This window comes from uncultured Halopseudomonas sp., from assembly GCF_963977355.1.
Lineage (GTDB): Bacteria > Pseudomonadota > Gammaproteobacteria > Pseudomonadales > Pseudomonadaceae > Halopseudomonas.
On the sequence record NZ_CAXBOV010000017.1, the window covers coordinates 18538 to 40483 of the forward strand.

The window sequence follows — 21946 nt, forward strand, 5'->3', positions numbered from 1 at the left end:
GCTACCAGGGTATCGGCTCACCATCCCAGGCATAGAAGTTACCGGTATCAGCTGCTGAACGCTCACCGATCACCGCCAATAGCCGCTCGGCGACAAACTGGGTAGTGAACAGCTTGCCCTCCGGCACGTTAGCCTGAAAGGGCGCTGATAGATCGGTGTCGGTCGTGCCCGGATGCAATAACAGGCAAATACTTTCCCGATTCAAGCGCGTCCATTCGACCGCAAAGGTGCGCATGAGCATGTTCTGTGCAGCCTTGCTGGCGCGGTAGGCATACCAACCGCCAAGACGATTATCGCCAATCGAACCTACCCGAGCCGACAGGGATGCAAACACACAGTGCCTGTGTCCACGTAGCAGCGGCATCAGCGCCTGAGCGAGCAGAACCGGTACAGCGGCGTTGATCGAGAAACTGCGTTGAAGTGCAGTCATATTGAGCTGCCGCAAACTCTTTTCCGGTTGCTGGCCGCCTGGCTCATGTAAAAAGCCAACCGTATTGATGACCAGATCGAGCTGATTGCAGTGCTCCGACACAGTAGCGGCCATGGCATCACGCTCGCTATCGTCAGTCAGATCTGCACTAAGAAGGTAGAGCCGGGAATCAGAGGGTAACGAGCAGCCCTCCCAGCTTCGCGCAACCGCGAACACGCAGTCGAAGTCATCACGCTGCAACAGCGCTTCAACAAGAGCATGGCCGATACCTCGACTCGCCCCTGCAATCAGCACACTCCGTTTCGTTCCAACCTGTGATTGAGAATCCATGCTGCATACCTCGCAAGTTTGCGCCACACTATCCAGACTGATGACGGAGCCTGATATGACCCTGTGGATTGATGCCGATGCGTGCCCTAGACCGGTTCGCGACATAGTTGTGCGCGCCGCCCGAAGGCGACAGATTGAGCTCGTTCTGGTTGCCAACAGCGCACAAGCACTGCCTCCAGGCCCGGGTATTCGCCAGGTCACGGTCTCCAGCGGTGCCGACGTGGCAGACCAGTACATTATTGATCATGCGGTGCCCGGCGATCTGGTTGTCACTGCCGACATTCCCTTGGCAGCCGGACTGGTTGAACGCAAGGTCACTGCGATCAACCCCCGCGGCGAGGTGTACAACAAATCCAATGTGGGTGAACGCCTCGCCACACGCAACCTGATGGATGAGCTACGCGGTGCTGGACTGGCCGGTCGCAGCGGACCGGCGCCCTACAACGATAAAGACAAGCAGGCATTCGCCAACTCCCTCGACCGGCTCCTGGCAACCCGCTAGGAGCGAACCTTACCTGCGCTCGCAGGGCTGGTCACAAATCGCAGCGCACGACCTTCCAAGGTGCCACGCAAACCATCCAGCTCTTGGGATAGAGCGTCCAGGGCAATGGCCTGCGTGGCATTATTTTGAGCCACATCACTAACACCACGCAGGTGATGAGAAACATCGTCACCTACCGTGGACTGCTCCAGTGTCGCGGTAGCAATCATGTCATTCAAACGCAGAATCTGCCCAAACTCTGCCACCATGCCAGCCAATGTCTCGGCACTGGTATCGGCAGATACCAGGCAGCGCTGGACCGAGAGCTGGCTGCGCTCCATGGCAGAACTGGCCTTTTCGGAAGCCTGCTGCAAGCGGATAATCAGATCCTGTATCTCGGCAGTGGATTTGGCTGTACGTTGCGACAGATTGCGCACTTCGTCGGCTACCACCGCAAATCCGCGGCCGTGCTCGCCAGCGCGGGCAGCTTCGATCGCCGCATTAAGCGCCAGCAGGTTGGTTTGCTCAGCCACACCGCGGATCATGTCCACGACCTGATGTATTTCATTGGCCACATCTGCAGTTCCCGTCACAGCACTGCCGGTGACCCCAAGATCGTCATTCAACGAGTTGATTTCCAGGCGTATCTGCTGCATCGCCTCGTTGCCCTGTTGCGCATGTTCATTCATGTTGCGAGCAGCTCCGGCAGCTTCGTCGGCACTGCGCGCCACATCGGATGTCGCCGAACTCAGTTCCTGCATTGCCTGGCTCATGTACTGGGCTTCACTGGCCTGGCGATCCGCACCCTCACGTACTTGCCCCGACTTTTCCGCAAGGGATCCGCTCACGCTGCTGAGCTGGGACAAAGTGCCCTGCACGCCGGATATAAGCTCATCAAGCTGCGCGACAAATCCGTTGAAGCTGCGCAATACCGGTGTGTCTGCGTCCGCACGACGCGTCAGATCCAGCGCCTCGGGGTTGCTCAGTATTGCTGAGGTAATAGAAGCGAGCATCTCGCCATCCCGCGCATCCCGGTAGCTTTCGCGTGCCAGATAGACCAGCACTGCGGTCTCGGCCACTACATAGCCCGCATGCACAAACACCAAGCCCCAGGTCGCTTCCGCGGCCAGCCATACACCCATCGCACGTGACTGGAGGTAGAAGAAGAGCAGGTGATGTATCGCAATGACCACGGCAGCAACCACGATTGGCAGCCAGTCACGGTAAAAAATCAGGACAGCCAGCAACACGAATATCGAAAAATGCATTTCGACCGTGCCCATGCTCTGGTTAATGTGCAGTATCGACATTACCATCAACGCAGCACCCATCGCACAGCGAAACAGACGGGTACCACCAATCATCGCATGCAGGCCGTGCATTACCGCCAGGGTGCCGCCGCCGACAAGTAGCGCCTGCATCCAGGTCCCGAACCAGACCGCCAGCCCCAACGAAAAAAGCTGGCAAACCCAGAGCACCACCAGCATGACGCGATCGGCCTTCATGTAGTGGGCTGCCAGGGAACTGGACTGCATAGTATTCATACGAAACACCTCATTTCAGGTCGCACAGGCACGCTACCGTGTCCTGGGTGACGATACTGACCGGCCGGCCGGCAAGCAGGGATTTGATTACTGGCTCGATAAAACTACTGTCGCTGTTGCAGTGCGCGCCATCGCTATAAGGCCCGACATACGAGAGGTTTCCCGTCGCATCCCAGATCGCTACCGCAGGCGCGCCTGGCCAATTACTCCATTCGCTTGGTATCGGCCATTGGGGCAATTTCTGAAGTGCCGAAGGTAAATCCTCAGTGCTCGTAGATCCGGCGCGGGCAAACAGAACGCCCTGCGCAGAAAAGCGCTCAGTCATGCTTTGCAGGTAAGCCTCATGCCCACCATTGCACGGACAACCAGGCTGCCAAACGTGCAATACCTGCACCTTGCCGGGGGGAAAGGGTGGCTTAACATTTTGCGCACTGAAATAAGCCGGCCGCTCAAAGGCTTTCACATACTGCCCTTCAAACCACCAGAATGCCCAGGCAAGCCCGGCAAGCCAGACCAGAAGCAACATTCCTACCGTCAGTTTCCTGGTCAATGAATAACGCTTTTCTTGTGTGCTCAAGCAAGAACTCCGTGACAAGCCTAGTCAAAAGGCGCTTTATTATTATACAAATATAATTTTTTGTATAGTTTTTAGCGGAGAGCTAACTGCATAGTGCTAACTCATCCACAACTTGGGACATTGGCTGAACATCCAACTATCGCCCCCCTTCTTATCGGGGGTATTCTTCAGGCGCTGAACTCAACGCATGCAAGGGATCCGGTTGTTCCTGACCGGCCAAGGATGAATACCCGCTATGCTCGGTCAATTGGACCTCTCGTCGTTAGCCGTAGCACTCTCATTGGTTACCCTGAGCATGTCGCTACTGCTGGCTGTTGCTGCCTGGCACTCGGGGAGCGAAACAGGGTTAAGACATTGGGCAGTTGGCAACTTCGCATTGATGCTGGGGCTGTTGCTCAACGTCAATCAGGATTTTGTCCACCCGAGCCTGTCGATTGTACTGGCCAACGGTTTAATGACCTTAGGCATCGGTGTCACCTGGCTTGGCATCCGCGCGTTCAAGAGCGAGAGCCAACCCCAGGCCTGGCCCATCGTCGCAGCCCTCCTGATGATGGCGTTACTATGGCTGTTCCGATTCCAGATCGATAGCTTCACTGCCAGACTAGGCATTGCCTCAGTGATACTGGCCGGCATGAGTCTACTATGCGCCCGCGAGCTGTTTGTAGCTGCAGACCAGCCCCTGCGCACTGCCTACTGGCTAACCGGCAGCATTGCCCTGCTTTGCGGTTTGGGCCTGATAATACGCGCCCTGTTCAGCCTCACCGATATGGCACCCACGGCTGCAACTGCCAATAACCCGCTGCAGAGCGCTACTTTGCTCGGAGCCATGGTTGCACAGATATGGCTGGCCAGCGGCTTCATCCTGATGACCCACTACCGCACCACCATGGCGTTGCACCGACTGTCCGAACGGGACTCATTGACAGGCACATTGAACCGCAGGAGTCTGCACGCACGCGCATCCGACGTTCTTGCCAAGGCCTGCGAACAGCAGGCACCGGTAACGCTGATCATGATGGACGCCGACCATTTCAAACGTATCAATGACGAATTCGGCCATCAAACCGGCGACGCAGTGCTGTGTCATATGGTCAGCCGGATTCGCCAGCACCTTCGAACTGGCGATCTTCTGGGGCGCTTCGGCGGAGAAGAGTTTGTACTTATTCTGCCCGGCCTGGATACCGACAGCGCCAGCCAGGTAGCCGAGCGTATTCGGATCGGACTCTGTAGCCAGCCATGGCATTCCGAAAACACTCCGGTCAACCTGAGTATCAGCCTGGGCGTCGCCTGCTCGGATCAGCAGGGGTACGACTTTGACGTTCTGCTTGGTGCTGCTGACGGCGCTCTCTACCAGGCTAAGGCGCTGGGTCGCAACCGAGTTGAGCTCGCCAGTGATCGCGGTACCGACCCTGCCGACCAAATGGCATTACGCTTACTGTCGCAATTCCGTCATAATCTGGAGGTATAACGTCCCTTACAGACAGGTTAGCGTGCAGACCTCTGTTACATATGAGGGCCGCTGCATCCAAACCTGAGGAGTTCCAGTGAGTTTCAATTCTGCCAATCGACAATTTCCCAATACCCGTTTGCGCCGAGCACGCCGTGACGACTTTTCTCGCCGGCTGGTGCGCGAGACCCAGCTCAGCGTGAACGACCTTATTTATCCGATGTTTGTTCTGGAGGGTTCCGGTCAACGCGAGGCCGTCGCATCCATGCCAGGCGTCGAGCGAGTATCCATCGACCTGCTACTCGAAGAAGCGGCCGAGCTGGTCGAGCTCGGCATCCCGGCTATTGCGCTTTTTCCGGTCACACCAGCCCATTGCAAGTCTCTGGATGCGGCCGAGGCATACAACCCCGAGGGATTGGCGCAGCGTGCTACCCGTGCGCTGAAAGCCCGTTTTCCCGATCTTGGCGTGATCACCGATGTGGCCCTGGATCCTTTCACGACCCATGGTCAGGACGGCATCATCGATGAGCAAGGCTACGTCATGAACGATGTGACCGTAGAGGCGCTGGTCAAGCAGACACTGTCCCATGCGCAGGCAGGTGCCGATATAGTCGCTCCATCAGACATGATGGATGGCCGCGTCGGGGCCATGCGCCAGGCCCTGGAAGCTGCAGGGTACGTAAACACCCGGATTCTCGCCTACTCTGCCAAGTATGCCAGCGCGTACTACGGTCCTTTCCGCGATGCTGTGGGCTCTGCAGGCAACCTTGGCAAGGCCGACAAGGCCAACTATCAGATGGACCCGGCCAACAGTGACGAGGCCTTGCACGAGGTAGCCCAGGATCTGGCCGAAGGCGCCGACATGGTCATGGTCAAACCGGGCATGCCGTATCTGGATATCGTATATCGGGTGAAAAGTACCTTCCGCGTACCGACCTTCGTCTATCAGGTAAGCGGTGAGTACGCGATGCATTGCGCAGCGATACAGAATGGATGGCTCAGCGAAGCGGTCATCCTCGAATCGCTGACAGCCATCAAGCGGGCTGGCGCCGACGCAATCCTGACCTATTTTGCCAAGGCTGCAGCCAAACAGTTGCAGCAACAAAAGTAATCATTCGAGGTAGCCATGCAGGAGTTGAAGAGCGTGCGTGACGATACAAACGAGACCGCGGACAACACCGTCGCGGCGACCAGCCAGGACAGCGAAGCCAGTGCACCCAAGCTCCCAGCACCAGCTGCTGCGCCAGCCGAAAGCGCCCCACCATTGGCTGACATCAATGCTCCAGAGCTGTACATCCATCGTGAGCTATCGCAGCTGCAATTCAACATCCGCGTGCTGGAACAGGCCCTGGACGAGTCCTATCCCCTGCTGGAGCGGCTGAAGTTTCTCCTGATCTTCTCCGGCAATATCGACGAATTTTTCGAGATCCGTGTCGCCGGCCTGAAAAAGCAGATTACCTTTGCTCGTGAGCAGACCGGCCCCGATGGCCTGCAACCCCAGCAGGTCCTGGCCAAAATAAGCGAAATCGCCCACCAGCAGATAAGCCGCCAGTACGACATGCTGAACAACATGCTTTTGCCGCAACTGGCAGAGAAAGGCATTCGCTTTGTCCGGCGGCATCAATGGACCCACAAGCAAACACTGTGGATTCGACGGTTTTTCCGTCAGGAAGTGGCACCGATTATCAGCCCGATTGGCCTGGATCCCACGCATCCGTTCCCTTTGCTGGTAAACAAGAGCCTGAATTTCATCGTTCAGCTTGAAGGTATAGATGCCTTTGGACGCGATTCCGGCCTCGCCATCATTCCTGCACCACGCTCACTGCCGCGCTTGATTCGCATGCCCGAAGAGCTGTGCAATGGCGGTGACAATTTCATCTTCCTGTCGTCGATGATCCACGCCCATGCCGACGATCTTTTCCCCGGCATGAAAGTGATGGGTTGCTACCAGTTCCGCCTGACCCGTAACGCCGACCTGATTGTCGATCCCGATGAGGTCGATGACCTGGCCCGGGCATTGCGAGGCGAACTCCTCTCGCGCCGTTACGGCGATGCTGTGCGACTGGAAGTAGCAGATAACTGCCCGAAGCCCTTGACCGACTTCCTGCTCAAACAGTTCGGCCTCAGCGAGTCCGAGCTCTATGAGGTTAACGGCCCGGTAAACCTCACCCGGCTGTTCGCGATCACGGCCCTGGACAATCACCCGGATCTGCAATTCCCTTCGTTCAGCCCGGGTATTCCCAAGTTACTGTCGAACAACGACACCTTGTTCCAGGCCATCGGCAAGCAGGATATTCTGCTGCAGCATCCCTACGAGTCTTTCAGCCCGGTGGTCGATCTGCTGCGTCAGGCCGCGCAGGACCCCAACGTCCTGGCGATCAAGCAGACGCTGTACCGTACCGGAGCCAATTCGGAGATCGTCAACGCACTGGTCGACGCGGCGCGCAACGGCAAGGAGGTCACAGTGGTGATCGAGCTGCGTGCACGCTTTGACGAGGAGTCCAACCTGCAACTGGCGAGTCGTCTGCAGCAGGCCGGCGCTGTCGTGATTTATGGCGTAGTCGGGTTCAAGACCCACGCGAAGATGATGCTGATCCTGCGCCGCGAGGACAAGATTCTCCGGCGCTACGTACACATGGGCACCGGCAACTACCACGCTGGCAACGCTCGTCTGTACACCGACTACAGCATTCTGAGTTCCGACCTGGCCCTCACCGAGGACGTCCACAAGCTGTTCAACCAGCTGATAGGAATGGGCAAGACCCTGCGCATGAAAAAGCTACTGCAGGCGCCGTTCACTCTGAAAAAGCGCCTGCTCGAACTGATCAACCGCGAGACCCTGAATGCCCAGGCCGGAAAACCCGCGCATATTATTGCCAAGGCCAATGGCCTGACCGATGCGAAGATCATCAAGGCACTCTACAAGGCATCCCAATGCGGGGTGAAGATTGATCTGATCATTCGCGGCATGTGCTGTCTGCGGCCAGGCGTGCCAGGAGTGTCGCACAACATAACGGTACGCTCGATTATCGGCCGCTTCCTGGAGCACAGCAGGGTTTACTATTTCCTCAACGACGGCCAGGAGCAGGTGTGGATGTCCAGCGCCGACATGATGGAACGTAACCTGGACAAGCGCGTCGAGACTTGCTTCCCGCTTGAGGGCAAGAAGCTGATTACACGCGCCAAGCAGGAGCTGCTGGTGTTCATGACCGATAACACTCAGAGCTGGATTCTGCAAACCGACGGCAACTACGTGCGCAGCTCACCCACAGGCAACCAACTGGCACGCAGTGCACAGAGCAGCCTGCTGGAGAAACTCTCCAGCTCGCCTCAGCGCGCCGTCAACATATAGCCGGCCTTGGCCCATAATTGGGCCTCTTGGGCAAAGTCGGCGTTAGTCAGTGGGTTCGCTTCCAGCCACCCGTCAGGAAACTGTAGTTGCAGATGATCGGGGCCGGCTTCAACGGCCAGCTCCGGCATGGTCTGATTGCCACGAATGTGGTGATAGAGAATCGCCAGTCTCAGTAACATGCACAATCTGACAAGATAGGTTGCGTCTTCACCAAACTCGGCCAGGCGCTCGGCGCTTGGCAAGTTACGGCGATGACCGCGCACCAGCTGCGCCAACGCCTGCTGCTCCTGTCGGCTGAAGCCTGCCAGGTCGGCGTGCTCTATAAGATATGCACCATGCTTGTGGTACTGGCTGTGCGCGATATCCAGGCCCACCTCGTGGACCCGCGCCGCCCAGCAGAGCATATCGGCGTGTCTGGTTTCGGTGAGACCCCAGGTTTCAGCCACTTTGCCAAGCAGGCTAAGCGCCTTTTGCTCTACACGTTGCGCCTGATCGACATCTACATGGCAGCGCTCCATCAGCGCAACCAGTGTTCTCTCGCGCACATCCTCGTGCTGATGGCGACCAAGCAAATCATAAAGTACGCCTTCGCGGAGCGCGCCATCGGAGTGCGCCATGGTCTTCACACCCAGGGCATCAAAGATCGCCTCCAGAATCGCCAGCCCGGCCGGCAGGGTTGCACGACGATCCGTTTTGAGGCCGGGAATGTCGATCTTGTCGATATGCCCGGCCCGGATAACCCTGCGCTTGACCCAATTCAAACCTTCAAGCGTGAGACCAGGCTCCTTCTGCCCGGAGCCCTGCATGCATTGGCCGATGGTGCGAATGGTGCCAGAGGCCCCCACCGCTTCCTGCCAGCCAATACGGCCAATCGCCTGCTCGATATTCATCAGCTCCAGGCGCGCTGTGGTATAGGCCTGGGCGTAACGGCTGGCATTCACCTTGCCTTCGGCAAAATATGCCCGCGTGTAGGATACGCAGCCCATTTGCAGACTTTCACGCAACAGCGATTCAAAGCGCTCACCGACAATGAATTCGGTACTGCCACCACCGATATCCACGACCAGGCGCTTACCCTGATCATCAGCCTGGGTGTGAGCCACCCCCAGGTAGATCAAACGAGCTTCTTCACGACCCGAAATGACATCAACCTTGTGGCCGATGATCTGTCTGACCTGACGCATGAACTGCCCGCGGTTGCGAGCCTCTCTCAGCGCATTGGTACCTACGATGCGCACTGCACCGTCCGGCAGGCCGTTGGTCAGCTGAGCGAAACGACGCAAGCAATCAAGACCACGCTGCATAGACTCTTCGCTGAGCTCACCCTGCTCGTTCAGGCCGGCGGCCAACTGCACTTTCTCCCCGAGCCGCTCGAGAATGCGGATTTCGCCGTGATCCACCCTGGCCAGCACCATGTGGAAGCTGTTAGAGCCAAGGTCAATAGCCGCAACCATCGGGAAATCGGATCGTTCTCTTTGCACCATGCGACTGTCTCCGGGGTAAGTTCCCCGGATTCTAACACTGCATTGCAGCCTTTTGCCCACGCTCGAGTCTTCATTACGGCTTACTCGCTGCCTTCCGCTGTTTGCCGAGGTGATGCTATAGTGAATCCTGATTTGTCTTAGAACCTTGGAGAAACTAATGAGCGATTTGATCGTGCATGTCACAGACAGCAGCTTCGACAGTGAAGTGCTCAAGGCTGACGGCCCCGTGCTGGTCGATTACTGGGCCGAATGGTGCGGCCCCTGCAAAATGATTGCCCCGGTTCTGGACGAGATTGCCAAGGAATACCAGGGCAAACTTAAAATTGCCAAACTGAACATCGACGAGAATGCTGATACCCCGCCCAAGTATGGTGTGCGTGGTATTCCGACTCTGATGCTGTTCAAGGATGGCAATATCGAGGCGACCAAGGTGGGTGCCCTGTCGAAGTCACAGCTTTCTGCCTTCCTCGACAGCAACATCTGAGAAACCTCACCCCGGTTATTCGATAGCCGGGGTAATTCTCCGCGTCCAGACTTTCTGCAACCAGACTATGGACGTTGCCCGCCAGCAGTGCTAGATTTGCTTCTCAATTCCTTGTCGCACCCTGCGATTGTGGCTTTCCAATATCAGCCAAACCCATCGCCCCATGCTTTCATGGCGGCCTCTTACTAACCCGTCCTGCCGAAAAATTATATCCTACCGACTCTATGAACCTGACCGAACTCAAACAAAAACCTATTACCGAACTGCTGGAAATCGCCGAACAGATGGGCCTCGAGAACATGGGCCGGTCGCGCAAGCAAGATGTGATTTTCGCAACCCTGAAAAAACATGCCAAAGGCGGTGAAGACATTCACGGCGACGGCGTGCTCGAAATACTTCAGGACGGTTTTGGGTTTCTTCGCTCTGCAGATTCCTCCTACCTGGCCGGCCCCGATGACATCTATGTGTCTCCCAGCCAGATCCGCCGCTTTAATCTGCGCACCGGCGACACTATCGCCGGCAAGATTCGGCCGCCGAAGGACGGTGAGCGGTATTTTGCGCTGCTGAAAGTCGACTCGATCAACTTCGATCGACCGGAAAATACCAAGAACAAGATTCTGTTCGAAAACCTGACCCCCCTGTTCCCGACCCAGCGTCTGGCGATGGAAGCGGGTAATGGTTCGACAGAGGACCTGATGGCCCGGATCATCGATCTGTGCGCACCTATCGGCAAAGGCCAACGTGGCCTGCTGGTAGCCCCGCCCAAGGCGGGTAAAACGCTGATGCTGCAGAACATCGCGGCAAACATTGCGCGCAATAACCCCGAGTGCCATCTTATCGTCCTGCTGATCGACGAACGCCCTGAAGAAGTGACCGAGATGCAGCGCACCGTACGCGGTGAAGTCGTCGCCTCTACCTTCGATGAGCCGCCGAGCCGCCATGTACAGGTCGCCGAGATGGTGATCGAGAAGGCCAAACGTCTGGTCGAACACAAACAGGATGTGATCATTCTGCTCGACTCGATCACTCGCCTGGCGCGCGCCTACAACACTGTGATCCCCAGCTCCGGCAAGGTGCTCACCGGTGGTGTCGACGCCCACGCACTGGAAAAGCCCAAGCGCTTTTTTGGTGCCGCGCGTAACATCGAGGAAGGCGGTAGCCTAACCATCATCGCCACCGCGCTGGTCGACACCGGTTCGAAAATGGACGAGGTGATCTACGAGGAATTCAAGGGCACCGGCAACATGGAGATCCATCTGGATCGCAAGATTGCCGAGAAGCGAGTATTCCCTGCGATCAATATCAACCGCTCAGGCACCCGCCGCGAGGAGTTGCTGACCAGTGAAGACGAATTGCAGCGCATGTGGATTTTGCGCAAGATTCTGCACTCGATGGACGAAATTGCCGCAATCGAGTTCCTGCTCGACCGTTTGAAAGACACGAAGACCAACAACGAGTTCTTCCAGTCGATGAAACGCAGCAAGAACTAAACCGCTGCGGCAAGTGGTGAGTCTCCAAGCTGCAAGCAGATCTACGCTGCTTGCAGCTTGTTGCATTTTACGCCACGCCCGCAAACAGGTTTACCGGCATAATGCGCGTCACACACACCCTACCGGCAGGCTTGAACTGACAACTTGCCGTTTGCCGCTCGAGGCTTGTAGCTGAGATGCAATACTCCGATCTACGTGACTTTATCAAGGGCCTGGAGCAGCGCGGTGAGCTTAAGCGCATCCAGACACCGGTTTCGCCTATCCTGGAAATGACCGAGATATGTGATCGCACCTTGCGCAAGGGTGGACCGGCGCTGTTATTCGAAAACCCCACCGGTTACAACATGCCGGTGCTTGGCAACCTGTTTGGCACTCCTCAGCGGGTAGCCATGGGCATGGGCGCGAATGAAGTCAGTGAGCTGCGCGAAATAGGCAAGTTGCTGGCATTCCTCAAAGAGCCCGATCCGCCAAAGGGTCTTAAGGACGCCTGGTCAAAGCTGCCCATTTTCAAGAAAGTGATCTCCATGGCACCAAAGGTCGTGCGGGACGCGCCCTGCCAGGCAGTCGTAATGGAGGGCGAGGACGTTGATCTGTCCTCGATTCCGGTGCAGACCTGCTGGCCAGGCGATGCCGGACCACTGATCACCTGGGGTCTGGTCGTTACCCGTGGACCGAACAAGGAACGGCAAAACCTGGGCATCTATCGCCAGCAGGTGATCGGTCGCAACAAGCTGATCATGCGCTGGCTAAGTCACCGCGGCGGTGCGTTGGACTTCAAGGACTGGTGTGACAAGCACCCCGGAGAGCCCTTTCCCATCGCCGTCGCCCTGGGCGCCGATCCGGCAACCATTCTCGGCGCCGTGACACCCGTACCCGACAGCCTTTCGGAGTATGCCTTCGCCGGACTCCTGCGAGGCCAGCGTACTGAACTGGTCAAATGTCGTGGTTCCAATCTTCAGGTACCGGCCAGTGCCGAGATCGTGCTCGAGGGCGTCATTCATCCTAGCGAGATGGCCGACGAAGGCCCCTTTGGCGATCACACCGGCTATTACAACGAGGTGGATCGCTTTCCGGTATTCACTGTCGAACGTATAACTCAGCGTGAAAAACCGATTTACCACAGCACCTATACTGGCCGGCCACCGGATGAGCCGGCGATACTCGGAGTGGCACTGAACGAGGTATTCGTACCCATCCTGCAAAAGCAGTTTCCGGAGATCACTGACTTCTATCTGCCACCGGAGGGCTGCTCCTATCGTATGGCAGTTGTATCCATGAAGAAGCAGTATCCAGGACATGCCAAACGCGTAATGCTCGGTGTATGGAGTTTTCTGCGTCAGTTCATGTACACCAAATTCGTGATCGTGACGGACGACGACATCAATATTCGCGACTGGAACGATGTAATTTGGGCAATAACCACGCGGATGGACCCCAAGCGTGACACGGTGATGATCGACAACACGCCGATCGATTATCTGGATTTTGCCTCCCCGGTATCCGGGTTAGGCAGCAAAATGGGCCTTGACGCAACCAACAAATGGCCCGGCGAGACCAGTCGTGAGTGGGGCGTTGCCATTGCCCAGGACCCGGCAGTAAAAAAGCGAATTGACGATATCTGGACCGAGCTGGGTATTGATTGATGACGCCAAAACCAATCAGGCCAGAGAGCAGAATATGAAGGTAACGCTGCAACCAGCGGGGCATGTACTGGACCTGCTGCCCGGCGAGCGCATTCTTGATGCTGCCCGTCGGCTGCGGTTCGATGCGCCCCAGAGCTGCCGTAATGGTAACTGCCATATATGCAATGCGCAGCTGCTGCAGGGCAGTGTCCTGCAGAATGACGAAACCCGGACGGGCGGTGAAATCTTCACCTGCCTGGCGACCCCGCAGGAGGATTGTGAACTTTTCTGGGAGCACGTCCTTGCACCCGACGAACTGCCACAGCACAGCGTTGCGTGCCAGGTAGTCGCCTGCGAGCACATTGGCGCGGATGTCTGGCAGGTTGACTTGCGCCCACCAGCGGGTAAACCCCTGCGCTATCACGCTGGCCAGTATCTGCTGCTGAAGCGGCCCGATGGTGAGGCAACACCTTTCTCGATTGCGTCGGCACCCCACCAGGAACGAACCCTGGAGCTGCATATCCTCGCCAAGGACCCGGTCACCGAAGCCTTGATTGAGCAGATGCAGCGTGAACGTATTGCTCACGTTCAGGTGCCCTTTGGCGACTGTCACCTGGCGTCACTACCCGACCGCCCTCTGGTTTTGATCGCTGCCGGCACAGGTTTTTCGCAGATGCAGAGCATGATCGAACACTGCCTTGAGCAGCGCTTTGCCTATCCGATTCATCTTTACTGGGGCGTGCGCCATGGAGATGACCTCTATGAAACAGCTCACTGGCAGCGCTGGGAAATGCAGGAGAATCTGATTCTGCACAAGATCGTCAGCGACCATCCCGACTGGTCAGGTCGACAGGGAATGCTGCATGAAGCTATCCGGGCCGACCTGGGTAATCTTGCCGACTATGAATTCTATGTTAGCGGATCACCCGCCATGGTCTACGGGACACTGGACTCCCTGGTAGACGCGGGCATGCCTGCTGCACAGATGCACGCTGACGTATTTGCCTACGCCCCTCGTGCCTGAGGGGGCGTAAGCGCGCCGCTTAGCTGAGCTCTGGCATAGGCAATTCAGGCAGATCATGCACCATCAGGTCAAATCCCTGGCGGAGCATTTGCTGGCTGCCCTTCTGGTCTCCCATGTGCTCGAGCAATCTGACGAGTTCTGCGCAAGTCTGAATATCCCGCTTGCTAGCGAAGCTTGCATCCAGATACTCCCTCGCCTTACCCCACAACTTGTTGCGCAGGGCCAGTCTACCCAGCGCCAGCAACAGGGTCGCATTGTGCGGATGGTCGCCAATCCAGTGCTCTGCACCGGCCAACTGGCGCGCCGGGTCCTTGCCTTCGACCACGCCGTAGAGATGGATCAGCCGCTCATTGAAACCGTCACGCAGGGCTGCACGCAACGTCGCCTCGGCCTCATCACTGCGGTCCTGTTGGCGAAGTTGAATGCAGTAAGCCTCGACCAGCGCAGGATCATGCCTGAGATGCTTGGGCAGGCGCTCCCAGACCGCTGTCAGCGTGTCGGCCTGACCCGGCTCGCGTTGCCGTCGCTGGCCGGCCTCGCCAAGCAAGGCGATGTAGACCCGGTGCTCCAGACTTTCCTGATCAGTCTGACTCAGCAGCTTGTGCCGACGCAGCTCAGGCAAAAGCTGCTCCAGTCGTGACCAGTCCTCAAGCTTGGCATACAGCTGGCCCATCAGCTTGAGCGCATAGAGATGTTTGGGATGATCCTTGCGTAGCCGCGTCAACGTAGCCAGGGCTTGCTCCAACTGGCCACGTGCGATCTGCAGCTGGGCCTGGGTAACCGCAATCGCTACGTCTGCCTGGGGGGTCGTCTCGTAGGCTTCACGCAACAGGCCATCGCACTGTGCATAATCCTCCTGCTCATGTGCCGCCCGGGCAGCCACCAGATAGTTGATCAATGGCTGCTCGGCATGGGGCGCCGAACGCTTCAGGAGCCTCATTCCCTCTGCCCAGTGGCCTTCGGCAAACTCCAAGAGACCGCGGGTAGTGACCTGATTGGCTCTGCGCTGGCGATTATGCCGCGACCATGGATTGATTCTGCGACCGGAGACATTGAGCAGGCGAATCACTGCTCTCAGCAGGGAGAGCACCAACCAGAGTGCCAGCAAAAAGGCGATACCGACCCAGATGCTGGTCTCGATCGACATATTGCGCCAGGCGATCAATAGATATCCCGGGTCCTCTGCTACTGCCATACCCAGCAGAGCGGCGACCAGCAGGATTGCCAATACAGCGAGATAACTTTTGCTCATTGACCGCTCTCCCCGCTATTCGTCGGGCTGCGACGGCTCTGGATGTAGGCGGCCAGATCCTGCTGTACGCCCGAAAGGTCTGGCGCATCAAGATCGACCTGCCGTTCTGCCAGTGCAGTGAGCTGATTCTGCATTGCCTTGACCTGCGGATTCTCCAGCTCGAAGAACTGCTGCAGGATATTCTTGGCCTGAGTCAGGCTAGCCTGATAAATGGCACTTTCACCCCGAAGAGCAGCCCACTGAGCCTGCTCCATGGTCAATTGCAGGGTACGGCGAACCCGTTGCATCTCCGCCTCATCAAGCAGCGGGGTAATCACTTTACCGCGCTGGAAATCCACTCGCACGTAGCGTTCCAGGCGCATGAGCACGCGCTCGGCACGGGTTCGGCGTGATAGGCGATCTTCGTACTCTTCTTCAACGCTGACGGCGTCTGGATCGAATTCAGGCACAGGCAGAAGCACCAGACGGTTGACCTGCTCATGCAATGCCGCCAACCGCAGATAAATACCCGAACGATCAATCCTGGGAAGCGCTTCGATTGCCGCTTGCACCTGAGCCAACGCCTCACGCACGGCAAAGACGCCGCTGTCAGGCTGCTCACGCAAAATGGAGTCTACCGCTTCCAGCAGCTCAGTGGTTGACTCTACATCCTGAGCGGCCAACAGCCGCAGACTCGCCAGCCTGAGCAAATACTCTGCCTCAGCCAGCTTCCAGTCAGCACGTGCATCGCCACGGATAACATCCAGTTCCTGGCTCAGGGCTCGCTGGCTACGCTGAAGCTCGGCAGCCAGGCTCTGCATCTGCTGCCACTGCGCGCCATCAGGAAGCCCTTCCAGTCGGGCCTGCATGGACTGTTGGCCGCGGCGCTGGCTATTAGCCAATTGCTCCATCTGCCCGCTCAGCGCGCTATCCTGCACTGCGGCCTGCTGACTGTCGCGCTGCCATTGCCAGGCCTGCAATCCCAGCGCCGCGACAGCGACAACCAGCGCCAACGCGGCCAACCCGCGCCCAGACCCCCCGCTACCCTTGGATGCTTTGGACCCGGAAGATCCTGATTTACCCTTGCCGCCTGCGCTCGCAGCTCCCGAGGATGCGTTTGTGGACGGCTTGGGCTTGGTTGCTTCGGACTGCGCACCCGCGCTGGCACCCGCGCTGGAAGGGGAAGCGGCAGTAGGTTCCACACGAGTTCCTGCAGACTCCGTAGTGCCGGCTTCAGGCTTTTGTGCTTCAGGTCGGATGGCGTCATCGCCTGCCTTATGGTCGGCGGCTGTGTCCTTGCCACTGTTCTTGTTCGGATCGATCGGTTCCACGCTATTCCCCTTGTGCTGTCAGCGGGTGAGCCATGATGGCGGCAATTAGCGCCTCATCATCTGCCCCGCTGCACATTATTATGTCTTCGCAGCCCAGCTCGGCAGCCCGTTCAGCTACCCGTTTGCCGGGAACCCAGCAGCGCCAGAGACGTTGCTGCAACCATTCCTTTCCAGCCGAGCTGCGCCAGTATTCAAGCGCCTGTACGCTAAGCACCACTATGCCACGGACATCGGCCTGGCAAGCAGCCGCAATTGACTGCGGCAAATCATCGGCGGGCAGGCGGCGGTACAACTCAAGATAGTCTACCTTGCCGCCTGCAGCCTCTATGCGTGATGCAAGGTGCTCTCGCCCACCCACACCGCGCCAGATCATCACCCGCAGGTGCGACGTGGCCAGTAGAGCTTGCCAGCGCGGCACCGCAAGCAGTGCCTCACTGTTCTGCCCCTCCTGCGGCGCCTGGGCCGGCAAATCAGCGTCGCGCAATATACCTGCGGTCGTTTCACCTACGGCGAACCAGTCGATACCCACTGGAACCTGGGGCCAATATCGATCAAGCCGCTCCAGGCCAAGCCGCGCAGCCACCGGACTTACCGCTATCACCGCCTGATAACGATCCAGATCCAACAGCAAGCTGCGCTGCTCACTGCTCTCCTCCTCTGGCCGAATCTGCAACAAGGGCATGCAGTAACTCTTTATGCCCAGGGCGTCGAGCTTGGCCGCCAGTCGCTGATTATCAGCCGCCTGCCGGGTAAGGAGCACTGCGGGTGTCACCGACCCTCAGCCCCCAGATAGACCGCATCAAGAATCTTCTGCGCACCCTGGCTCAGAAGATCTTCCGCCACACGTATACCCAGCTCTTCCGGGTTGGCTTCCGAACCACGACCCTCGGCCGTCAGCAACAGGGTGCCATCAGGATCCCCGACCATACCGCGTAACCATATCTCGCCGTTCTCGCGCTCGGCGTAGCAGGCAATAGGTACCTGACAGCCACCATTGAGGTGCGTATTCAGCGCTCTTTCCGCACGCACCCGCAGGGCACTGTCTTCATTGTTCAATGGTGCAAGGAGTGCGTGCAGTTCCTCGTCATCGCTGCGGCACTCGATACCCACCGCACCCTGGCCTCCCGCGGGCAGACTTTCCTCCGGTGGCATCGCATAGCGGATGCGGTCATGAAAGCCCAAGCGCATAAGACCGGCCGCAGCAAGAATGATCGCGTCGTATTCCCCTGCATCCAGCTTGGCCAGACGGGTATTCACATTGCCGCGCAGGAAGCGCACCTGCAGATCGGGCCGTCTGGCCATGATCTGCGCCTGGCGCCTCAAACTTGAGGTTCCGACAACACTGCCCTGGGGCAGGCTGTCGACATGTTCATAATGATTGGACACAAAAGCGTCGCGCGGATCCTCGCGTTCGCAGATCACATACAGCCCCAGACCTTCGGGAAAAGCCATGGGTACATCTTTCATCGAATGCACTGCCAGGTCTGCCTGATCACTGATGATGGCTGCTTCCAGCTCTTTGACAAACAGGCCCTTGCCGCCAATCTTGGCTAACGGCGAATCCAGTAGTTGATCGCCACGGCTCACCATCGGCACCAGTGTGACGGTCACCTCAGGATGGAGTTGTTCCAGACGCGCCTTGACGAATTCGGCCTGCCACAGGGCCAGGGCACTCTTGCGGGTGGCAATACGCAGATGTCGACTCATGGGATTCTCGCTCAAAACCAGTCCGCATGATACGCCATGCTCCCGCAGGCATCCACGCGACCTTCCCCGACGGCGATTATCACAGGTGGTCCATGAGTTTGCGCAATCCCGGCACGTGGCGACGGCTGACAGTCAGATTCTCATCCGGCAGCCCTTTGAGGTGCAGGTGAAAATGCCCCACAGAGCTGCGCTGCAACCTTTCTATGCGATGCCGTGACACCAGCGCATTGCGATGAATCCGCACAAAGTAATCGCCAAACTCATCCTCCAGAGCCTTCAGTGGCTCATCCAGCAGAACCTCTCCGCCGGTGTGACGCAAGGTCACGTACTTGTGGTCGGCAATGAAATACAGCACCTCGTCGATAGGAATCAACTCGACGCCCTTACGGGTACGCGCACTGATATGACTACGCGCCGGGCTGCCCTCGCCCTGCGTACCCGCGCGGCCGAGGCTACACAACTGCACACGGTTAAGCTTCTGCGCCTTGGCCAGCGCGTCGGCCAGAGACTCGCTGCGCACTGGTTTCAGCAAATACCCCACCGCACTGACTGCAAACGCATCCAAAGCGTATTCGCCGTGGGCAGTACAAAATATCACGGCCGGCGCATCGGGCATTTCACACAGCTTTGCCGCGGTCTGCAGTCCATCGAGACCGGGCATGCGTATGTCCAGAAGAACAATATCAGGGTGCTCGCGCTGCACAAGGTCGAGCGCCTCCTGACCATTGCTGGCCGTTTCCGGCAAGGGCTCGTAACCGGGTAACGCGTCAAGTAATCGTGACAAGCGTTCCCGGGCCAGTGGTTCATCGTCGGCTACAAGTACTTTCATGCCTTAATGACTTCTCTGCAAGATTGAGGACGTTTGACTAACAGGATAGACCAGCCTGCTGAAGAAGCGCTCTCCCTCACGCCACGCATCCAGTTTGGCTCGCGGACCGAAAAGCACATTCATGCGAGCACGGATGTTTTCCAATGCCATACGACTTCCCTGATGGTTGGTCGTATGTGGTGGACAACTGTTTGATACCAACAGTTCGACCATGCCGTTATGCAACCCCGCCAGAATGCGGATATCGCCACCTGCGAGACTCGGTTGCAGCCCGTGCAAGATAGCGTTTTCCAGCAATGGCTGCAGGGTAAGCAGTGGTATCGGGGTGGCCGGGGGCAGGTCGCATTGCCACTCGACCTGCAGCCGATCACCGAGACGATAGTGTTCTATGCGCAGATAACCTTCGCACAGGTGCCGCTCCTCCTCCCAGGTTGCCACACCGCCGGCTTCAGCCAGGTTGGCACGGAACAGATCCGACAAATCCAGCACTGCCGATTCGGCCTTGGCTGGCGAGACGGCAATCAGACTGACAATACTGTTAAGGCTGTTGAACAGAAAATGTGGCTGAATCCGCGACTGCAATGACTGCAGCCGCGCCCTGAGCTCAGCGTCATGCTGGCGCTGCCACTGCTGTTGCAGATAAAAATAGCGCAGCAACAGACCGGTCATGATCAGGGCAATCAACCCATGGCGCAGCATCTGCTCGGGCTGCAGTTGCGGATCGCCCAGCATGCCCTGCTCCAGCACCCAGTCCGCGAGCACGGTGAACATCAGGGTAAGCCCCACTACCACAGTAAAACAGACGGCAATGGCGACGCCCAAAGCGCGACGCTGCATCCAGCTTCGCAAACGACATAACAGCGCGGCTGACAGAAGCACGATCCACTGTACAAAAAGAGAGGCCATGGCCAGGCTCAGCCAGTCAAAACCATTGGCTGATGGCACCGCTAAAACCCAGGTGAGCACCAACAGCTCGGCCAGCACAACCAGGGTAAAAACCGCAACCGACGAGCACAGGTCGGGGAGGAAGAAATCTTCCCCCGAGTAGGGTTGCCCGAGTAGTGTCCAGAGTCCGTTCTTCATCTCTCAAGTGTCCGCCAGCGGGGCGCCATCGTGCAAGCATGAAGTGGTATGCTATGGGTTTTTGCCAGCGGAACAATCCGACCTATGAGCCAAGATCAGACAACCAACCAATCCTGGGGCGGCCGCTTCAGTGAGCCCGTCGATGCCTTTGTGGCCCGCTTCACTGCCTCGGTTGATTTCGACAAACGTTTGTACAAGCAGGACATCCAGGGCTCTGTCGCGCACGCGACCATGCTTGCCCGTGTCGGCGTGCTCAGCGATGAAGAGCGCGACAGCATTATTGCCGGCCTGCGCAGCATTCAGAGCGAGATCGAAGCGGGACAGTTCGACTGGCGCGTCGACCTGGAAGACGTGCATATGAATATCGAAGCACGGCTGACTGCGCAGATTGGAGTCACTGGCAAGAAGCTGCACACCGGGCGCTCGCGCAACGATCAGGTGGCAACCGATATTCGCCTGTGGCTGCGCGAGGAAATCGATATCATTCTGATCGAGCTGACACGTCTGCAGACCGGGCTACTGGATCAGGCTGAACGCCACGCACATGTAATCATGCCCGGCTTCACCCATCTTCAGACCGCTCAACCGGTGACTTTCGGTCACCATCTGCTGGCGTGGTTCGAAATGCTCAGCCGCGACCGCGAGCGCTTGCTGGACTGCCGCAAACGCGTCAACCGTATGCCCTTGGGCAGCGCGGCACTGGCCGGCACCACCTACCCTATCGACCGCAGCATCACCTGCGAGCTGCTCGGGTTCGACGCTGTCTCCGGCAACTCCCTGGACGGCGTTTCCGATCGGGATTTTGCAATCGAGTTCTGCGCCGCAGCCTCGTTGGCAATGATGCACATGTCGCGCTTTTCTGAGGAACTGGTGCTATGGACCAGCGCCCAATTCAATTTTATCGAATTGCCTGACCGTTTCTGTACCGGCTCCTCAATCATGCCGCAAAAGAAGAACCCTGATGTTCCTGAGCTGGTGCGCGGCAAGACCGGTCGCGTGTATGGCCAGTTGATGAGCCTGCTGACCCTGATGAAGAGCCAGCCACTTGCTTATAACAAGGACAATCAGGAAGACAAGGAACCACTGTTTGATGCCGTGGACACGCTTCGCGACTGCCTGCGCGCTTTCGCCGACATGATCCCGGCAATCCAGCCCAAGGTCGAAGCGATGCGTGAGGCTGCTCTGCGCGGATTTTCTACCGCCACGGATCTGGCCGACTACCTGGTGCGCCGCGGGCTGCCATTCCGCGATTGCCACGAAATTGTCGGCCATGCGGTCAAGTATGGTGTGGAAAGCGGCAAGGATCTGGCCGAAATGAGCCTGGACGAGTTACGCCAGTTCAGCGATCAGATCGAGAAGGATGTGTTCGACGTGCTGACCCTGGAAGGCTCGGTCAACGCTCGCGATCACATCGGCGGCACCGCACCTGCTCAGGTGCTCGCCGCCGTTGTGCGCGGTCGCGAATTGCTGGCCAGCTGATCCGCATGGACCCGGGCCCGC

Annotated in this window: 19 protein-coding genes; 9 read left to right on the forward strand and 10 right to left on the reverse strand. The window is 58.0% G+C overall.

Annotated features, from left to right (window positions below; genetic code table 11):
- Position 1: 1 nt before the first annotated feature.
- Complete coding sequence (locus AAC076_RS10880; protein ID WP_339845459.1) at positions 2–760, reverse strand: SDR family NAD(P)-dependent oxidoreductase; 759 nt, start codon at positions 758–760, stop codon at positions 2–4.
- Positions 761–815: 55 nt separating this feature from the next.
- Between AAC076_RS10880 and AAC076_RS10885 the strand changes: the two genes are divergently transcribed.
- Entirely contained in the window at positions 816–1262 is a 447-nt protein-coding gene (locus AAC076_RS10885; protein WP_339845461.1) for a YaiI/YqxD family protein, read from the forward strand.
- On the opposite strand, the gene AAC076_RS10890 is transcribed toward AAC076_RS10885, so the two are convergent.
- Positions 1259–2785 carry a methyl-accepting chemotaxis protein gene (locus tag AAC076_RS10890; protein WP_339845463.1) on the reverse strand — a complete coding sequence of 509 codons (1527 nt, stop codon included), beginning with the start codon at positions 2783–2785 and terminating at the stop codon, positions 1259–1261. The genes AAC076_RS10885 and AAC076_RS10890 overlap by 4 nt on opposite strands.
- Before the next feature lie 10 nt (positions 2786–2795).
- On the reverse strand, positions 2796–3362 hold the full coding sequence (locus AAC076_RS10895) for a DUF6436 domain-containing protein (RefSeq protein ID WP_339845465.1): 567 nt from the start codon (positions 3360–3362) through the stop codon (positions 2796–2798).
- Between the two features lie 235 nt (positions 3363–3597).
- On the opposite strand from AAC076_RS10895, the gene AAC076_RS10900 reads away from it, so the two are divergent.
- From AAC076_RS10900 to ppk1, 3 genes are all read left to right on the forward strand, one after another.
- Positions 3598–4830, forward strand: a complete 1233-nt coding sequence (locus AAC076_RS10900) for a GGDEF domain-containing protein (protein WP_339845467.1) — start codon at positions 3598–3600, stop codon at positions 4828–4830.
- Between the two features lie 76 nt (positions 4831–4906).
- Positions 4907–5920, forward strand: coding sequence for a porphobilinogen synthase (gene hemB, locus AAC076_RS10905; protein ID WP_339845469.1), 1014 nt, complete (start codon positions 4907–4909; stop codon positions 5918–5920).
- Positions 5921–5935: 15 nt separating this feature from the next.
- Positions 5936–8161 (forward strand): polyphosphate kinase 1, encoded by a 2226-nt coding sequence (gene ppk1, locus AAC076_RS10910; protein WP_339845470.1) that lies wholly within the window; start codon positions 5936–5938, stop codon positions 8159–8161.
- Here ppk1 and ppx read toward each other — a convergent pair.
- Complete coding sequence (ppx, locus tag AAC076_RS10915; RefSeq protein ID WP_339845472.1) at positions 8140–9645, reverse strand: exopolyphosphatase; 1506 nt, start codon at positions 9643–9645, stop codon at positions 8140–8142. The two genes, ppk1 and ppx, sit on opposite strands and share 22 nt — an antisense overlap.
- Positions 9646–9802: 157 nt before the next feature.
- On the opposite strand from ppx, the gene trxA reads away from it, so the two are divergent.
- The 4 genes from trxA to AAC076_RS10935 all read left to right on the forward strand — a co-directional run bounded on the left by trxA (position 9803) and on the right by AAC076_RS10935 (position 14265).
- A complete protein-coding gene (gene trxA, locus AAC076_RS10920) occupies positions 9803–10129 on the forward strand; it encodes a thioredoxin TrxA (protein ID WP_150276226.1) in 327 nt (108 codons plus the stop codon).
- A 224-nt stretch (positions 10130–10353) separates the two neighbouring features.
- Positions 10354–11619 (forward strand): transcription termination factor Rho, encoded by a 1266-nt coding sequence (gene rho / locus AAC076_RS10925; RefSeq protein ID WP_150276227.1) that lies wholly within the window; start codon positions 10354–10356, stop codon positions 11617–11619.
- Positions 11620–11795: 176 nt separating this feature from the next.
- Positions 11796–13262 carry a 4-hydroxy-3-polyprenylbenzoate decarboxylase gene (gene ubiD / locus AAC076_RS10930; RefSeq protein ID WP_339845475.1) on the forward strand — a complete coding sequence of 489 codons (1467 nt, stop codon included), beginning with the start codon at positions 11796–11798 and terminating at the stop codon, positions 13260–13262.
- 34 nt (positions 13263–13296) lie between these two features.
- Entirely contained in the window at positions 13297–14265 is a 969-nt protein-coding gene (locus tag AAC076_RS10935) for a 2Fe-2S iron-sulfur cluster-binding protein (protein ID WP_339845617.1), read from the forward strand.
- Between the two features lie 19 nt (positions 14266–14284).
- Here the strand turns inward: AAC076_RS10935 and AAC076_RS10940 are convergent, their stop codons facing one another.
- From AAC076_RS10940 to AAC076_RS10965, 6 genes are all read right to left on the reverse strand, one after another.
- The gene (locus tag AAC076_RS10940) at positions 14285–15517 is read right to left on the reverse strand and encodes a heme biosynthesis HemY N-terminal domain-containing protein (protein ID WP_339845477.1); all 1233 of its coding nucleotides are present in this window, start codon (positions 15515–15517) and stop codon (positions 14285–14287) included.
- On the reverse strand, positions 15514–16827 hold the full coding sequence (locus AAC076_RS10945; RefSeq protein ID WP_339845478.1) for a uroporphyrinogen-III C-methyltransferase: 1314 nt from the start codon (positions 16825–16827) through the stop codon (positions 15514–15516). Before AAC076_RS10945 ends, AAC076_RS10940 begins: the two co-directional genes overlap by 4 nt.
- Position 16828: 1 nt before the next feature.
- Positions 16829–17599, reverse strand: coding sequence for a uroporphyrinogen-III synthase (locus AAC076_RS10950; protein WP_339845481.1), 771 nt, complete (start codon positions 17597–17599; stop codon positions 16829–16831).
- Positions 17596–18534 carry a hydroxymethylbilane synthase gene (hemC, locus tag AAC076_RS10955; protein WP_339845485.1) on the reverse strand — a complete coding sequence of 313 codons (939 nt, stop codon included), beginning with the start codon at positions 18532–18534 and terminating at the stop codon, positions 17596–17598. Before hemC ends, AAC076_RS10950 begins: the two co-directional genes overlap by 4 nt.
- A gap of 79 nt (positions 18535–18613) precedes the next feature.
- On the reverse strand, positions 18614–19363 hold the full coding sequence (locus AAC076_RS10960; protein ID WP_339845487.1) for a LytTR family DNA-binding domain-containing protein: 750 nt from the start codon (positions 19361–19363) through the stop codon (positions 18614–18616).
- Positions 19364–19366: 3 nt separating this feature from the next.
- A complete protein-coding gene (locus AAC076_RS10965) occupies positions 19367–20446 on the reverse strand; it encodes a histidine kinase (protein WP_339845489.1) in 1080 nt (359 codons plus the stop codon).
- 84 nt (positions 20447–20530) lie between these two features.
- Here AAC076_RS10965 and argH point away from each other — a divergent pair, with 84 nt between their 5' ends.
- On the forward strand, positions 20531–21925 hold the full coding sequence (gene argH / locus AAC076_RS10970; protein ID WP_339845492.1) for an argininosuccinate lyase: 1395 nt from the start codon (positions 20531–20533) through the stop codon (positions 21923–21925).
- Positions 21926–21946 lie beyond the last annotated feature (21 nt).

Bases quoted from the DNA above. Each gene is read 5' to 3' on its own strand.
- trxA (WP_150276226.1), top strand. From the start codon at position 9,803: ATGAGCGATTTGATCGTGCATGTCACAGACAGCAGCTTCGACAGTGAA.
- hemC (WP_339845485.1), bottom strand. From the start codon at position 18,534: ATGAGTCGACATCTGCGTATTGCCACCCGCAAGAGTGCCCTGGCCCTG.
- ppk1 (WP_339845470.1), top strand. From the start codon at position 5,936: ATGCAGGAGTTGAAGAGCGTGCGTGACGATACAAACGAGACCGCGGAC.
- AAC076_RS10940 (WP_339845477.1), bottom strand. From the start codon at position 15,517: ATGAGCAAAAGTTATCTCGCTGTATTGGCAATCCTGCTGGTCGCCGCT.
- AAC076_RS10885 (WP_339845461.1), top strand. From the start codon at position 816: ATGACCCTGTGGATTGATGCCGATGCGTGCCCTAGACCGGTTCGCGAC.
- AAC076_RS10900 (WP_339845467.1), top strand. From the start codon at position 3,598: ATGCTCGGTCAATTGGACCTCTCGTCGTTAGCCGTAGCACTCTCATTG.
- ubiD (WP_339845475.1), top strand. From the start codon at position 11,796: ATGCAATACTCCGATCTACGTGACTTTATCAAGGGCCTGGAGCAGCGC.
- AAC076_RS10935 (WP_339845617.1), top strand. From the start codon at position 13,297: ATGAAGGTAACGCTGCAACCAGCGGGGCATGTACTGGACCTGCTGCCC.
- ppx (WP_339845472.1), bottom strand. From the start codon at position 9,645: ATGGTGCAAAGAGAACGATCCGATTTCCCGATGGTTGCGGCTATTGAC.
- AAC076_RS10960 (WP_339845487.1), bottom strand. From the start codon at position 19,363: ATGAAAGTACTTGTAGCCGACGATGAACCACTGGCCCGGGAACGCTTG.
- AAC076_RS10880 (WP_339845459.1), bottom strand. From the start codon at position 760: ATGGATTCTCAATCACAGGTTGGAACGAAACGGAGTGTGCTGATTGCA.
- AAC076_RS10965 (WP_339845489.1), bottom strand. From the start codon at position 20,446: ATGAAGAACGGACTCTGGACACTACTCGGGCAACCCTACTCGGGGGAA.
- AAC076_RS10890 (WP_339845463.1), bottom strand. From the start codon at position 2,785: ATGAATACTATGCAGTCCAGTTCCCTGGCAGCCCACTACATGAAGGCC.
- argH (WP_339845492.1), top strand. From the start codon at position 20,531: ATGAGCCAAGATCAGACAACCAACCAATCCTGGGGCGGCCGCTTCAGT.
- rho (WP_150276227.1), top strand. From the start codon at position 10,354: ATGAACCTGACCGAACTCAAACAAAAACCTATTACCGAACTGCTGGAA.